Origin of the sequence: Roseococcus sp., from assembly GCF_965227005.1 — a bacterium.
In the GTDB taxonomy this organism is placed as follows: domain Bacteria; phylum Pseudomonadota; class Alphaproteobacteria; order Acetobacterales; family Acetobacteraceae; genus Roseococcus.
In genome coordinates, this window is record NZ_CBDDFJ010000023.1 from 56,311 (window position 1) to 70,247 (window position 13,937).

19 protein-coding genes are annotated in these 13,937 nt (G+C 61.9%); 9 read left to right on the forward strand and 10 right to left on the reverse strand.

What is annotated here, in order from left to right; genetic code table 11:
• Positions 1 to 400 precede the first annotated feature (400 nt).
• A complete protein-coding gene (locus ACO057_RS12975; RefSeq protein ID WP_421992323.1) occupies positions 401 to 646 on the forward strand; it encodes a hypothetical protein in 246 nt (81 codons plus the stop codon).
• Between the two features lie 629 nt (positions 647 to 1,275).
• On the opposite strand, the gene ACO057_RS12980 is transcribed toward ACO057_RS12975, so the two are convergent.
• From ACO057_RS12980 to ACO057_RS12995, 4 genes are read right to left on the reverse strand one after another with little or no spacing between them, the layout of a single operon-like run.
• Complete coding sequence (locus ACO057_RS12980; protein ID WP_421992325.1) at positions 1,276 to 1,617, reverse strand: hypothetical protein; 342 nt, start codon at positions 1,615 to 1,617, stop codon at positions 1,276 to 1,278.
• Positions 1,614 to 2,045, reverse strand: a complete 432-nt coding sequence (locus ACO057_RS12985; protein ID WP_421992327.1) for a M48 family metalloprotease — start codon at positions 2,043 to 2,045, stop codon at positions 1,614 to 1,616. Before ACO057_RS12985 ends, ACO057_RS12980 begins: the two co-directional genes overlap by 4 nt.
• Positions 2,032 to 2,211 (reverse strand): hypothetical protein, encoded by a 180-nt coding sequence (locus ACO057_RS12990; RefSeq protein ID WP_421992329.1) that lies wholly within the window; start codon positions 2,209 to 2,211, stop codon positions 2,032 to 2,034. Before ACO057_RS12990 ends, ACO057_RS12985 begins: the two co-directional genes overlap by 14 nt.
• 4 nt (positions 2,212 to 2,215) lie before the next feature.
• The gene (locus ACO057_RS12995; protein WP_421992331.1) at positions 2,216 to 2,473 is read right to left on the reverse strand and encodes a hypothetical protein; all 258 of its coding nucleotides are present in this window, start codon (positions 2,471 to 2,473) and stop codon (positions 2,216 to 2,218) included.
• Positions 2,474 to 3,091: 618 nt separating this feature from the next.
• Between ACO057_RS12995 and ACO057_RS13000 the strand changes: the two genes are divergently transcribed.
• The 5 genes from ACO057_RS13000 to ACO057_RS13020 all read left to right on the forward strand — a co-directional run bounded on the left by ACO057_RS13000 (position 3,092) and on the right by ACO057_RS13020 (position 5,720).
• Positions 3,092 to 3,649 (forward strand): hypothetical protein, encoded by a 558-nt coding sequence (locus tag ACO057_RS13000; RefSeq protein ID WP_421992333.1) that lies wholly within the window; start codon positions 3,092 to 3,094, stop codon positions 3,647 to 3,649.
• A 9-nt stretch (positions 3,650 to 3,658) separates the two neighbouring features.
• Positions 3,659 to 3,775 carry a peptidoglycan-binding domain-containing protein gene (locus ACO057_RS13005; protein WP_421992335.1) on the forward strand — a complete coding sequence of 39 codons (117 nt, stop codon included), beginning with the start codon at positions 3,659 to 3,661 and terminating at the stop codon, positions 3,773 to 3,775.
• A gap of 81 nt (positions 3,776 to 3,856) precedes the next feature.
• Complete coding sequence (locus ACO057_RS13010) at positions 3,857 to 4,126, forward strand: hypothetical protein (RefSeq protein WP_421992337.1); 270 nt, start codon at positions 3,857 to 3,859, stop codon at positions 4,124 to 4,126.
• A gap of 132 nt (positions 4,127 to 4,258) precedes the next feature.
• Complete coding sequence (locus ACO057_RS13015) at positions 4,259 to 5,236, forward strand: toll/interleukin-1 receptor domain-containing protein (RefSeq protein WP_421992339.1); 978 nt, start codon at positions 4,259 to 4,261, stop codon at positions 5,234 to 5,236.
• Position 5,237: 1 nt separating this feature from the next.
• On the forward strand, positions 5,238 to 5,720 hold the full coding sequence (locus ACO057_RS13020) for a hypothetical protein (protein WP_421992341.1): 483 nt from the start codon (positions 5,238 to 5,240) through the stop codon (positions 5,718 to 5,720).
• Positions 5,721 to 5,742: 22 nt separating this feature from the next.
• Here ACO057_RS13020 and ACO057_RS13025 read toward each other — a convergent pair whose 3' ends face one another.
• A complete protein-coding gene (locus ACO057_RS13025; RefSeq protein ID WP_421992343.1) occupies positions 5,743 to 6,120 on the reverse strand; it encodes a thermonuclease family protein in 378 nt (125 codons plus the stop codon).
• Positions 6,117 to 6,446, reverse strand: a complete 330-nt coding sequence (locus ACO057_RS13030) for a hypothetical protein (protein WP_421992345.1) — start codon at positions 6,444 to 6,446, stop codon at positions 6,117 to 6,119. Before ACO057_RS13030 ends, ACO057_RS13025 begins: the two co-directional genes overlap by 4 nt.
• A gap of 404 nt (positions 6,447 to 6,850) precedes the next feature.
• Here ACO057_RS13030 and ACO057_RS13035 point away from each other — a divergent pair, with 404 nt between their 5' ends.
• The 3 genes from ACO057_RS13035 (at position 6,851) to ACO057_RS13045 (ending at position 8,922) form a co-directional block, all read left to right on the forward strand.
• Positions 6,851 to 7,093 carry a DUF6894 family protein gene (locus ACO057_RS13035; protein ID WP_421992347.1) on the forward strand — a complete coding sequence of 81 codons (243 nt, stop codon included), beginning with the start codon at positions 6,851 to 6,853 and terminating at the stop codon, positions 7,091 to 7,093.
• Positions 7,094 to 7,199: 106 nt separating this feature from the next.
• Positions 7,200 to 7,517 (forward strand): hypothetical protein, encoded by a 318-nt coding sequence (locus ACO057_RS13040; protein ID WP_421992349.1) that lies wholly within the window; start codon positions 7,200 to 7,202, stop codon positions 7,515 to 7,517.
• Between the two features lie 868 nt (positions 7,518 to 8,385).
• A complete protein-coding gene (locus ACO057_RS13045; protein ID WP_421992351.1) occupies positions 8,386 to 8,922 on the forward strand; it encodes a hypothetical protein in 537 nt (178 codons plus the stop codon).
• A gap of 199 nt (positions 8,923 to 9,121) precedes the next feature.
• Here the strand turns inward: ACO057_RS13045 and ACO057_RS13050 are convergent, their stop codons facing one another.
• The 4 genes from ACO057_RS13050 to ACO057_RS13065 form a co-directional block, all read right to left on the reverse strand.
• Positions 9,122 to 9,862, reverse strand: coding sequence for a THxN family PEP-CTERM protein (locus ACO057_RS13050; RefSeq protein WP_421992353.1), 741 nt, complete (start codon positions 9,860 to 9,862; stop codon positions 9,122 to 9,124).
• Positions 9,863 to 10,712: 850 nt separating this feature from the next.
• Positions 10,713 to 11,579: a peptidoglycan-binding domain-containing protein gene (locus tag ACO057_RS13055; RefSeq protein WP_421992355.1), complete on the reverse strand. Its 867-nt coding sequence runs from the start codon at positions 11,577 to 11,579 to the stop codon at positions 10,713 to 10,715.
• Positions 11,576 to 11,893, reverse strand: coding sequence for a hypothetical protein (locus ACO057_RS13060; protein WP_421992357.1), 318 nt, complete (start codon positions 11,891 to 11,893; stop codon positions 11,576 to 11,578). The genes ACO057_RS13055 and ACO057_RS13060 overlap by 4 nt, the downstream gene beginning before the upstream one ends.
• A 631-nt stretch (positions 11,894 to 12,524) precedes the next feature.
• Positions 12,525 to 13,847, reverse strand: a complete 1,323-nt coding sequence (locus ACO057_RS13065; RefSeq protein WP_421992359.1) for a tyrosine-type recombinase/integrase — start codon at positions 13,845 to 13,847, stop codon at positions 12,525 to 12,527.
• Positions 13,848 to 13,937 lie beyond the last annotated feature (90 nt).

Genomic DNA, 13,937 nt, shown 5'->3' on the forward strand with positions numbered 1-13,937 from the left:
CGCTGCCCTCGACTTTGCCCGGCGGCGCGCCCTTGCAGAGCCTGCCGCCCAGCGCCCAGCAGGAGATCCTCCAGCGCCTGCTCGATGCCGGCGCCGGACGCCCGCTCGGCAGCACGGGCCCCGCTTTGCCCCCGCCCCCAGCCCAGGCAGCAAGCCCACCGCCGACCAGCCTCGCCCCCACCCCGTCCCTGCTTCCCGAGGAGCCGCTCTCGCCCGTCGAGCAGTTCTTCGCCAATCGCCTCACCCAGCCCCTGCGGCAATTCGGCTACGACACCTTCCGAATTTACATTCTGTTCTTATTTGATAATTTCCTAAATTCTACAGAATCCCCACTTTCTTCCCCACATCAGATGTCGGGCTGTTGCCTCGGCACCGCCCGGGGGGACGCTTGGACGCATTGATGAAGGTCTTTTCCAAAGCGAGCGGTGAGGCCCTGCTGATCGGTCGATGCGACATCCCCGAGGGGACTGTCGACGTCTATGACGTGCCGCTCTTCGGGCCGTCCAAGATACGCATGGAGCGCTTCGGCATCGGCGAGGTGAACATCTTCCGGCCGGACGGCAGCTACATTACCGAGCACGGGGTCCTGCTAGTCCCAGGTCAGGACCCCCAACTGCTGCCTGGCTGGCAGTCGCTGGCCTCCTAACCATCACCTTGGGTGGGTGCCCTCTTCCCATCCACACACAAAGCAGGAACATACGCGTAGTGGAGAAGCTTGCATGGCAAGGGGTGGCGCTCTCATTGGATGGCCGTCCGTCCCCCGGTGCTGCCGGCACAGACGCAGCGGCACGCGTCGTACGCTCCACCAGGAAAGAATAGGCACCACAGGTGGTGCCGGCAGGCGTCCTCTGGGTTTCTGCACCTTCCCCAAAACCCCCAAAACCACCAAAACCCATGCGCTGGGCTGCACCTGACTTAACCGCCTGGACGTCAGTGATCATGGCCGCCAATCTCGAATGAGCGGAGGCCATCCATGAAGAATATCTTATTAGCGGCGTCCCTCGGGCTATGGGCAAACCTAAGCCCCGCTCACGCCCAGTTCTCCGCTTGCGCTTCGCTGGCTAACCCAGCTGCACGACTCGAGTGTTACGACCGGCAGCAGGTTCAGGCTCCTCAGGCGAGACAACTGGCACCCACACCGGCTCCGGTGGCCCCTGCCCCATTGGCCAGTGGCGGCTCCTGCAGCCGCGGCAGCCCCTGCGTCGGTCCAAGGGGCGGCGTCTACTATTTCACCAGCTCAGGCCGGAAGCAGTACCTTCCGCGATAGCCCAAACGTCACCACGCCCAACGCCGCTTGATCCCTGCAGCCATGGCTTCGTCCCCCTCCACGGCGTCGCGGACCATCTGGACAACCTGCGCGTCCAGCCCTTTGGGAAGACGCAGGGCTTCGCCACCGTCTGGATCCAACGGCAGATGGACCTGCCAGCGCCCTTTCCTGCGCATGCGCTGATAGCCATACGTGGCGACCACCGGCCCGATCCGCAGGTCCACCAGAGCCAGACCGTTGGCGCGGTTTCCGGCCGAGAGCCGCACCTTCAAGACTTCGATCTCAATCTTGCCACCTCGCGCGCGCGCCCTGGTGCGCGCGTGGTTTCCAGGTTCGTTCGGCGAGGTCATTCCCCGCTCCCCACTTCCCGGCAACCGCAGGCCCTCAGCGGCCCACTGGCACCCCGATGCATGTCCAGCAGCTCGCGCGCCGCCATCGCATCCAGCCACGGCCGGCGCCTGGGGTATCCGTTGAGGATTTGCTGCGCATGCACACGCCAGGGAACGGCGGGCCCGGCCCAGGCGTGCATCGCCAGCAACGGGGCGACGCTTCCGAAACAGGCGGTGGCCCGTTCGTCCGCCTCCTGCTCCTGACGGCTAAGATGCCGGCGGATCGCGATCTCTGCCAAGACCAGGGACATCCCCGTTAGCGCCACGAGTTCCAGATCGCCGAGCATCAGCCCAGCGAGGAAGATGAAGCGCGCTCCGTGCCGGATAACGAAAGCCAGGGACGACTTGCAGTGACCAGCCGCAATGTGGCCGAGCTCATGCGCGAGCACCGCGGCCAGGACCGGAGGCGGCCATGCCCCTGAGGCTGGGGATATGGGTCGGGCCGCCGGCATAGGTCGGGTAGTTCTTGAGGTGGCCCATCAACCATGTGCGGCCGCACCTCAGGCGCGTCAGGACCTCGGGCAGGGTGAGGAGGAAGGTGTCGCCCGCTTTCATATCGCTACTTCCTCGGCCGCCCCATACGCGGCCGCTCGTAGGGCCGACTCTGCGCCAGCACCCATCCCCGGCAGACCTCCGGCACCCAGCGCGGCTTGTTCATGGCCCGCACCCTCGGGGGGAGGCGGTCCGGGTCGCCGCTTGCCATGCGGATGACCGTGCTCAGCTTGTAGCCGAGGAAATCCGCCAGTTCGGCGGGGGTCCAAAGCTTTTCGACAAGTTGCTCTACGCCGTTTGAATGTGCGGCTCTAGCTTCGGGCATCGTTACGTTCCTCATCGGGAAGGGAAGCGTGCGCAGATGCTCGATTCCATCAAAGGAATCTTTGCTCCTCACCCGCAGCTATTGCGGCATTCCGCCGCTCGACCGGCCAATACGAGCTAGGCCTAGCGCTGTCCGTCGCAGATCCCAGCGGGCCACGGTACCGTTCCTCCCCGATCCGCTTCACGATCTTGGGCAGATGGAAGAAGCGCCAGCTCGCCCCCCCTGAGCGCCGGATGCCCGGCTATTGAGCCAGTTGGCGTGCGATGCGCACCGGCATTGCTTCGCGAGCGCGACGTCCGAGATCCCGAGCCCCTTGGCAGCTGTCCGCATGGGCTGAAACCAGACAAGTGCATACAGCTCTTCGCGGGTCACGTCGTCGCCTCCGGCCCAGACAGGGCCATCTTAGCCGGGGCCATGCTCTTCTTAGCCCTGACACGCACTGGGGACACCCTCGAAGCGGCCGGCGTGATCTTCGTCCCAGGCAATGGCGAGGGGCCCGGCGTGAGGCTAAGGAAAGCGCACGTATAAGCCACCGGACAGGCAGAATATTCTCACAAATGATTCGACCGTCGAGTGTCGCTGGCGCACCTTCGCTTCCAAGGACAAGGAGGCGCATCTATGAGATCGCTTGCGCTTTTGATCGTCTTTGCTAGCCAATCCATAGCTCAGCAGCCAGATCTAGGTTCGCAGAACGACCTGCTGGCCGGTGTTCGCGAAGTCAGCGTCCGCATTAGCATTTCTCAGAATGATTCCTCGTGCCGCCTTCCGGAAGATGATGTCAGAGCCGCCATTATAAACAGACTCGTGCCGGCGGGAGTTCGGATTTCGTCAGAAGCCAGCCTTAGCTTCCTCGCCAATTTAATTGTAATCTCTCCCGGTGGCATGTGCGCGACCTCCATCAGGACCGGCTTGGAAGTTTCTAATTTCCTCGCCGCAGCTAACGGCAAGTTTGTATGGGCTCCTTCGTTAATACATGACCAAAGTTGGGCGATGTCGCGAACGGTGCCCGAATTCCGTGAGGCTGCCGTCGCGAGAATCGTGGGCAATGTTGACATCGTCCTTTCACGATGGCGCGAGGCCAATTCCGGCGCTGATTTTGTTCGACAAGTTCAGCCCGCAATCGCCGGTCCAAACATGGGAACCGTGCAACGACGGCTTGCTGCGCTAGGGCTCTAACGAGGGACAGTGGACAGCAATTTCGGGCCTGCGACACGCGCCTCGGTGCAGGAGTTCCAGCGGGCGAATCTGTTGCCCGCTACTGGCGATCTTGACCCGGAAACGATGCGGAAGCTTTTCCCCTAGGCTGGCCGTATCTCGGCGCTAATCCGCGCCTCGCAAGCATCGATCTCGCGTCCTTCACCAAAATCCAGGGAGCTCCTAGGCATGACACTTATTAGCATCGCGTCCGAGCGACTTCTGGAGATGTGCGGCGTGATTCGACCACTCCTTGAACGGCGGATCGGCGGTCGACCCTCGATGGCCTACGTCATCGAGATGCCTTCTCACAATGCAGCCAGGGTACTGGCCGAGGTCACCGCACTCGAAGCGCAAGCTCACAAAGCTATCGCGTTCGCCGGGCACAGGTGCTCGCAGATTATCCTCGACGAAAACCAAGTCCGCGCGCTGCAATGGGCGCAGTCTGAGACGCCTTAGAATGCCCGCTACATCTGCCGGACGCCCGCATGGCGCCTCGTTTAACAAGCAGAGCGGCCCCAAGGGTTGGGCTTGGGAATCGTGCGCCGATGACCGACCATTGTGCCAAAGACCGTAATGGAGATCGCTGGGATGGCGTCCGTCTTCTTTTCGTACTCGCACGCTGATGAGGCGTTGCGGGATCAGCTCGAAAAACAGCTGTCCCTGCTGAAGCGGCAGGGTGTGATTACGACCTGGCACGACCGCAGGATCGGGGCCGGACAGGACTTCGGGCAATCCATCAACGATCACGTTGAAACTGACGACATCATCTTGCTGCTGGTCAGCGCGGACTTCTTGGACTCGAACTATTGCTACGACATAGAGATGACGCGCGCGTTGGCACGGCACGAGGCCGGCGAGGCTATCGTCATACCCGTCATTCTGCGCGCTTGTGAGTGGCACGGCGCGCCCTTCGGCAAGCTCCTTGGAACGCCCTCCGATGGGAAACCGGTCACACAATGGCCGGACCGAGACCAAGCTTTTCTGGAGGTCGCCCGTGCCGTGCGGGGTGCAGCTGAAAGGGTTGAAAGCGGGAAGGCTAAGCTAGTTGAGAAGAGTGCCGCCCCGCGCCCGCGGCAGGAGACATCGCCGATCATTCTGGGGACCTCGCCCCGGTCCAGCAATCTCCGGATAGCCAAGGAATTCACCGAGCACGACAAGGACGCCTTCAGGGTCGAAACCTTCGACTACATCGCCCGATTTTTCGAACATACCCTGGCGGAGCTCGCGACCCGCAACAGCGGCATAGACGGCACCTTCAGACGAATAGACGCGAACCGCTTTACGGCGGTGGCCTATCGCGACGGCCGCTCGCTTGCTCGATGCACCGTCTTTATGAGCGGTCGGCATTTTGGAGGGGACATTGGCTACTCGAACAGCGATTCTGGCGCGGACAACTCTTACAATGAGAGCGTGTCCATCGGCAGCGACGATCAGATGCTCTTCTGGAAGCCCATGGGAATGAGCGCGCTTCGCCAGGACAGCCGAGATGCGAAGCTCAGCCAGGAGGGGGCGGCTGAGCTATTCTGGGGCATATTTGTACAGCCGCTTCAGGGACGGGAACGCTAGGATGATTTTCGATCTCTCCGAGTTTACCGTTGGCACGATCGGGCACGCGCAGGGGCTTAGCCTGGTGCTCCCCCGGGACAATTACGAAGAAGCGGTCCTGGTAGCGCCTGGCAAGCCCCGCACCGCAATCTTTCTGGAGGGCGCGCACCCCTTCCATGGCTTCACGTTCGAGGAGAACGATTCCTGGAAGGGGCTGATCATCCCTCACGTCCGCATTGAAGTGGACATAAGCAGCGCATTCAGCACCGAGAGCCGCCACGCCCCTGCTGGATCCGTCATCCGCCGAAGCACCTACCTCGCTATAGCGGTGTCGATCGGCAGCCCTGGTGGCTTTAGCCAGCTGCAGCGCGTCCCGTTGGTGTCAGAACTCGCCCCCTGCGAGGAAGGATACTCGTCGGGGTTCCTCAAATGGCAGATCGTCCTCGGTGACGGGGAAAGAAAGCGAATCCTGCGAGCGGTTCAAATCGAGGGGCCCGGAAGGTGATCTTCTAAGCCCAGTTCGCCGTCTAACCGCACCACCCCTCCCGCCTGCCGCGCCCATCATATGGCCGCGCGTGCCCCTCGCGGATCATGACCTGCGCCACGTCCCTGCCCTGCCGATCCCGCACCACGGCCAGCAGCCGGTGATAGCGATCCCGACCGTGCGGCTGCAGCGTAACGCCGCCCGCGATGAGATCCGACATGCGGGCCGTCGCGGCACGCGCTAGGCGCTCCTCTCGCGGGCAGCGGGCCGACAGCTCCGGCGTGTCCAAGCCCATGATCCTAACCCGCTCGTCGCCGCAGCGGATGGTGTCGCCATCCACCACCCGGCATCTCGTCTGCGCAGGTACCGGCGACGCGACGAACAGCAGGATGGGCAAGGCTAGGAAGGCGAACCGGCTCATGCCGACATCGCGTCGCGAGCTGCATTTCGACACGCGGTGATCGCCGCCAGCGTCGCGTTCGCCTGGGTCATCGCGGCCGGCTGGTCCCGGTCCGCGTCCGCCACCTGCTCCTCGGCGTCGATGACGCCAGTGTCGAGCTGCTCCAGCAGCTCCGCGATGCGCTCCCGCACCACGGCACCTTCTTCGACCGCGCGCCATTCCGTGATGATGATCCCGACCTCTCGCGCCATTCGACCAGGCGCAGCCGCGCGGGCGGCAAGATCCAGAAGCCGGCGCATCGCGTCATCGAGGGGGCGGGTGCGCGACTTGACGGTGGCTGCGGCCATCGGCTTGCTCCTACGGTCTGTTCTCTTTTTGTTCGTTGCGCATTTAGATGAGCATTGTCATCGGAGCAAGATGATTTTTAACCGTCGCGATCATCGCGGAATCGGGGCATCAGGGCATCAGGGCATCAGGGCATCAGGGCATCAGGGCATCAGGGCATCAGGGCATCAGGCGAAGATATGGCGAGGTTCAGGCCGTAGGCAGCCATGATCCGTTTCAGTGCATGGTTTGCGACGTGCGAGGAAAGATGACCGTGACCATCAGCCGACCATCAGCGGATTATGTGGACCGGCCGCAATGAGGCTAATCCAATTGCTGGCGCTAAGCGCGCAGCAGAAACCTTGGTGAAACCGCCGCGACGGCGCAGCGTTGGGATGTCCAAATCAGCAGGAAGAAGGCGCTCCCCATGCCCCACTTCTTTTTTGACAGCCAGGATGGCACTGGCGTCCATGACGACAGGGGGATGGAGCTGCCAAGCCCCGCGGCCGCCATAGATCATGCGATCGATACCGTGACCGCGCTCGCCCAGACGCATCGCCCGCGCGATGATAATATGGAGTTCGCCTGCGTTGTCCGAACTGAAGAGGAAGAGGTCATTTACACCGCGTTACTCGTCTTCGTGGGCCGGTCGGGCGGCCTGGTAAGCTAATGGCAGGCTGGTTGCGCGCCATGGGGTGGACGCTGTTGAGCGATGGGCCCCTGCAGCACGTGGGCAATGCAGGAGGGATGCCGCGGCAGGTGTCTCAGATCAGCAGATGACCCGGCCCAATCGAAACTTCATGGATCGTTTTCGAGAGGAGCTGGAGCGTGAGGCCGGAGCGGCATGGGAGCGCTCAAGCTTGGCTGAGTGGATGACTACCCATCATGGCGAGGGGGCCCAGCTGCTGAACGATCCCAACGTGGACTGGTCGCTTGCCGCTGCGCTGTTTGCCGCCCAGGGCCTCCGCGACCAAGCCGGACGTCCTCCTACCGCCAGAACGGCGCGCGAGACTTGGAAACGAGTGGCGGAGCGGCGGAAGGCGGCGATGAAGCTGAGCAGGCCCTGGAACGCAAAAAGCCCGACGCGGGCCTAACTGCCCCTGGCCCCCTTCTCAGCGAGAACTGCCAATCCCAGGGCCGTGGCCGCTGGCAGTCCCTTGCGCGGCTCAATCAATTCCCAGCGCAGCAGCGCATTGATAGTCGTGATACGAAAGGCTGAAAGGTCGATGCCTCGCGGCGGGGCGTCCCCAGCAATGGAGCGCAGAGCCGACCACTGCGCAGCAGAGAGCTTGGACGCGACGACGGATTGCCAGGGACGCACCCAGCTTAGTACGGGAGGGGTCGGGTTCATGGGAATGCAACGCAAACGTCGCTGCTTTAGTTGAGCTGGGTAAAATGGGCAAAAACACCACGCCCTTTGGCGCTTGATGCGCGCCGCTGCCATTCCGCGCGCGCCACCCCGTTTTTCCGCGCGCCGTGCGCCCCACAACGGAAAACGCCCACTCCAGCGAGGGAACGGGCGTTGGATCTACGGATCTGGCTGGACCAGCTCGATGGGGTCTCGCGGGCCGCGACACCCGACGTTGATCAGCTTGTTGCGGCCGTGGCAGCCAGGGCAGATGAAGAAGCAGCCCTCGTCATCGACCTGCGGGTCGACGGCTCGGAACATCACCTCGAGACCACAGTGCCGGCAGGTCCACATGGAGCGACTCTAAAACCGATTTGATAGTGGCATAAACGAAAAACGCCCGCCCTCGCGAGGAGGAGGGGCGCTATGTGCCTCCCACGCTCCTCGCGCCACCATCCGCAGCAAGCTGGCCGACAGGGACGTTGTAACTCTATCGCGCCTGCACCGATTTCATCGCCCTAAGACAAAAATCCCCAAGCGCTGGCCCGATTTCCCGATTACCATAACGGCCGAATTCGATCATTTGATCCAATATAATAAAGGAGACAAATTAAATGCCTGAAGTCATCGTGCGGCATATGACTGGAAATAAAATGCAAAAATTTCATACTGGGAGTGTTTTAGCTACGCCAGATCTGGCTGATCAGGTAATAGGAAAAGAAAGTATGAATAATATAGTTAATAAAATAACTATTGTGCGCCATGATGATATTCAAGCGACTCATTGGGAATTGTATTTGGAGGGGAATGGGCCTTCAGTGAAGGTGGATTTAATGGAGGTGGGCTATCGCGTTTTATTCGATGCAAATGCCAGGACTGGCACAGATGGTTCTCTTGAAACGTTGAAAATGGAAACCCCCAAAACATTAGGGGAATGCATAAAAATGGTGGGATTTGTGGCATCGAAAAGGGGAGATTGGACAGGAACTCTTAAATATAACTGCCAAGATTTTGTTATATTGTATCTGGCTGCAATTGGCATGAGTGCCTCTCAAATTTTCAAATACGAACTCCGTCGCTTTGTTACAAAGTTTGTGCCCCCGATTGTTACTGATGCTGACGCTGATGGAAACATCAGAACCCGCTATTAAGGCGAATGCCGCCCATTTCGCCGATACCGAACCAGGATTGCGTCCGCGTGGGGGGGGCACCAGATGCCCCCGAAACGCAAAAAGCCCGGCACGGGTCTCCCCGGCCGGGTAGATTGGAGAGAAAGTGGCGCTCGCTTTTGGCCCCCTCGAAGCGCCTATTTAGACGTCGCGGTGCCGACAGCGAACGATCTTGTATCGCTTAGGCTTGGCGGCGCTTGCGCGCAGCGGCGAAACCAATCAGCCCCATTCCAAGCAGGGCGAGAGTGGCTGGCTCAGGCACAGGGGTCGGCGTTGTGATTCGGGCGTAAAGCCCGATGCTGTTGTTGCCGCCCTCTTGGCTGATGAAGTCAGACCTCAGAGTCGAGCCGCCATCATTCGAGAAGCCCAGCAGCATGATTGTGTACGGGACGCCGCCGATCGTGAAAGACGACGAGGTCGTGAGGTTGTTGAAGGTGATCCGATCGGCGCAGGGCGTCGAGCTGGGATAGGCGCAGGGCGAGGCATTTGGCGTCTCGTCGATCAGGAACTGGTAGCTGAAGGTCTGCGACGAGGGAGTGGCACCGGAGATGGCCGTCGCGAGGTTGAGACGGGCGGACGAAGCTGCACTGCCGCCGGCAATCGGCCGGTTGTAGTGAGTCAGGGTGCCGAGCAGGAAGGTTGTGTCCGTCTGAACGGTGGCGGACGGCGGGTTGGACGGATCGAAGCCCAGGCCGCTTTGACCGGCATTGGTCGTAGGGTTACCCCAGAACACCTGTGTGACGGTGTTGTTCCCACCGCTTGCAGTGTCGAAATCGATGTTGCTACCACCGGCAACGTTCGACCAGCTCGGGGCCGTCGCAGTAATGGTGACGGGCGCAGCCGAGGCGGCCCCGGATCCGAAGATGACCGCTAAAGAAAGCGCGGCAGCAGATGCCGCACCAAATACATTCATATTGAACATTACAAGCTCCCTGTTAGCCGCGTATGCGGCGAAAATCAAAGAGCATATTCCGTGCCAGAAAATTAATTGTGTTAATTCAGTCTTCTATCAAGAATAATTTGGATTGAAAAACAAAATGTAAATATTTCTACCACATTTTAGGTGGGGCGAAGCGTGCTTAACGCAACGCGCGCATACGGGTCAGAATTACCGAGGCAACGTCGGCAGGAACCGCCTAAGCGATTGTGAGGTAAAGTGGAGCACATGAAAGTTAATCTGGGATGAAAGCGTTCTCGTGTGGGGAGGACGCTGGATGAACCGCTGGAGGCATAGACCGACATGCCGATCTGCATTTTATGCCGCGGACCGGTCTCGAAACCGGCTCAATAACTCCCGACGGGCGATCAGAGCGCCTACCGACCTCGAGCCAGTGCAAGCCCCGCCGATAACTCTGCTTCCGCGTCCAGCCAGGTGCTGGCTCGCTCCATGCCCGGCCGGGCCGGGAAGCACGCCGGCGTGGCCCAAACGGCCCGGCGCGGATTGCTCCGAGTTCGGATCGGCATGATCGTGGCTTAAAATTCATCCCGGAACGGCGGCTCCAGACAAAGCGACATTCGCATACGCTCGATCTGCGTTAGGCCGTCCAATACTAACCTCTGAATGAGGGCTGGATCATCTCTCATATTATTTATGTATATGAACGTGTTAGCGACATTCTGCAGTTCCATAAGAACCTGCGCGATCGCTGGGACGAGCATCCTAGAAGTAGGATCTGGCATTCTCGAACATCCACTAGGAGGGAACCCAAGATAAAGCGGTATATTTAAGTCATATAAGATCATAATTAGAAAAAATAATTCAGTAAATCCACCTACACACAGATCAATTTCCCTCTCACGCCCACCAGCAGCGCCTTAAACCGCTCGAAGTCCGCCATCTGCTGGTCGCCGTGGATCGAGGCCCAAATGCCATCCATCCCGGCCACCGTCTTGCCGGCCACCACAGCGAGCACGGCGCGCATGTCGCCCCGGTTGGCCGCGTCCACCGCCTTGTAGTGCTGGAGATACCAGGGCGCCGTCATCGCCGCGCCGGGGATCGTCTGCATGTACCCGCGCGCCTCGCCCAGGCTCATACCCATGTCGCTGGCAAACGCGGTGTGGTTGGGGAGGCCGGTGAGCTGGATCACGCCCAGCCCTCGACCGTCGTAGCCGCCCCACTTCGCATAGACCTGATCGCCCAGGGCGCGCGGGTTCCGCAGGAACTTCTCGGGGTGCAGGCCGGCGCGTGAGCCGTGCATGCGGGTGACCTGCTCGACGGTCGTGTAGAACAGGTTCTCGTCCCAGCGCGTGAGGCCGCCAGCCTCCGTGTTCGCCTTCGCCAGGATGCAGGCCCAGCCGGTCCGGTTGAAGGCGGGGAAGCGACCGACAGCAGCCGTGAAGGCTGTGGCCCATGCGGCAGGATCGACGCAGCGCGGGAAGCCCTTGGCGATGAGGGCGGCGGAGAAGTTGGGGACAACCCCGCCATTCGTCTGTGACGACGACGGCGTCGACGCCCCTTGCATCCTCTCCCACGTCGCAGGGCCCACGACCCCATCGGGCTGGAGCCCCCTCGCCCGCTGCCACGTCCGCACCCCCGCGAGCGTGATCTCGCCGAAGATGCCGTCCGCCGTCTCGCCGAGGATGGACTGCACGCGGGCCACGTCGGGGCCCCTGGAGCCCAGGCGTAGGGGGAGGTTCATCGGCGTGCCCCTGGCACGTTGAGCCGCATCTGCTCGGTGACCTTCGCCGCGATCTCGTCCGCGCTCGGGACAGCGTTCGCCACGGCCGTCACCGCCGCGCGCACCTGCGCCTCCGGCTCGGCTGGCGTCTCCACCTGCACCCGTGTCGCGCGCCACGACCAGATGGCGGTGCCGGCCACCACCAGCGGCCCGGCCAGCGTATCGGCGACGTTGCCCCAGAGGCCCGCATCGCCAACTCCGGCCCGAGTGAGCCAGCCGCCCAGGGCGAGCAGCAGCATGCGCACGGCCCAGGGGCCGACGATCTTCATGTCCATGATGGTCTCCAAATTGTGAGGGTTGCCGCAGCCCGTGCCCTGAGGCCGCTGGGACGGCGCAAGAAAGTGAAATTCAGACGCGAATTTTTCTAATTAATCGTATGGTTTTCAAAACTAAGCGTCGCGGCGCACCCGAAGGATGCAAAGTAATGAAAATGGCTTCTCGCCGTAATTACGAAGCACTGCATGCCATGGGCATGAAACCCAGCGAGTTCCTGACGATAGGAAGATTCCCGCGAGGCGTGGGGATCGCCACTTTGTCGCAGCTCGTGTCCATTGGCTGGGCCGAGGAAGGGTTCGCGGCGGGCTCATCGGTCGTGCGAGCCTGGCGCATCACCTTGGAGGGAGGGCGGTCTATCGGTCCCGCACCTGACCAGGTCGAACTGCCGTCCCGCGCCGCTGCGGGGTGGTAAAAGGACGGTTAACTCAGCTGCGGCAGATCTTGATCCGCTCTATCCAAACCGGCCTTACTTAGGATAGGGCCGCGGGGGTCAGTCGGTGCTAACGAACATGCTGCAGGACGGAGCATCCGCGATGCCGGCCTTGCCGCATCAGGACACGCTCATGCCCTCATTCCCCGCCCTCGACCCCAATGCACCATACCTGCCTCAAGCTTATGCGACGGCCTCCATCAGCATGCTCGAAGGGCTGCTGAAGCTGCTGCCTGCCCCATGCACCATCTCGCCCAAGCCTCCATCATCGGCCGGCGCTCCTCGACTAGCGGATCGCGGGCGTAGGCAGCTCGCACCTTGTCCTTGTCGCTGTGAGCGAGGGCCTTTTCGCTGAGGTAATCGGCCCAACCATGAGCCAGAGCCCAGGACTTAAAGGTCGCGCGGAAGCCGTGCGGGACGATCGCCCGGCCCTCGACATCGCGCCACCGCGGGAGTTCGCCCTCGGGCAGCCCACCGCGAGCCATGTCCCACACAAGGTCAGACATGGCCCTGTCAGACTGCGGCTGCCCATTGCGGCGGCCGGGGAAAACGAAACTGTCCGATCCGCCCGCCAGCGGCCTCATTTCGGCCAGTACCGCAAGCGCCGCGGGAGTAAGAGGCACGATGTGCGCCTTGCCCGCCTTCATCCGGGCACCCGGCACTACCCACAAGCCCGCCGCCTCGTTCACCTCGCCCCAGGTCATGCACCGCGCCTCACTGTTGCGGGCGCCTGTCAGGATCGTGAACCGCAGTAGCGGCACGGCTATGCCCGTGCACTTGCCCAGCTCAATTTCGAAGGCAGGCAGACTCTGCCAGGGCAGGGCAGGCTGGTTGTCGCCTCGGTCCTGCTCAACCCGCGCCAGCGCCTTCAGCTTGGTCGGCTTGCCAAGGACTTCAGACAGATGCCCGCGCCATAGAGCGGGATTGAGGCCACGCGGACGTAGGCCCGTGGCAGAGGCATAATCCAGCACGGCCTCGATCCGCCCCCGCACCCGCGAAGCCGTCTCCGGCTTCTTGGTCCACATCGGCTGCAGCACCCGCAACACGTCATCGGTGTCGATGAGGGCTACGGACTTCCGGCCAATTAAGGCGAAGGCGTTCCTTTCCAGGGAGCTAAGCCACTCCGCGCTGTGTTTCACATTTTTCCACTCCGCCGACTTAGCCCGATGCAGATCCTCGGCGGCAGCCTGAAAGGTTGTGGAAGCTACCTTAGGCCGAGCAGCGGCCTTCCTCTCGGCGCGGGCGGCAATGGGGTCGGCGCCATTGTAAGCGGCTCGGCGGGCATCCTCGGCGGCCAAGCGGGCTTCGGCCAATCCTATCAGCGGGAAAGCACCCAACCCCATGTCACGACGCTTGCCGGCCATTGAAAGGCGCAGAACCCAAGCGCCTGTTCCGGCCTCCTGCCCCGGCTTCACCAGCAGGAAGACCCCGCCCCCTGCCCCGATCTTCACCGCTTTGGCAGGAGGGGCCTTCGCCAGCGCGGCAAGCTTCGATTTCAGGCCAAGTGCCGTCAGTCCAGCCATACCACCCTCCGTCTGTGGGCTCTGTTCCCCACGCCATTCCCACATAGCGTGTGGGAATGGCAGGACGCAAGTTGGAACAGCCGGGGACGC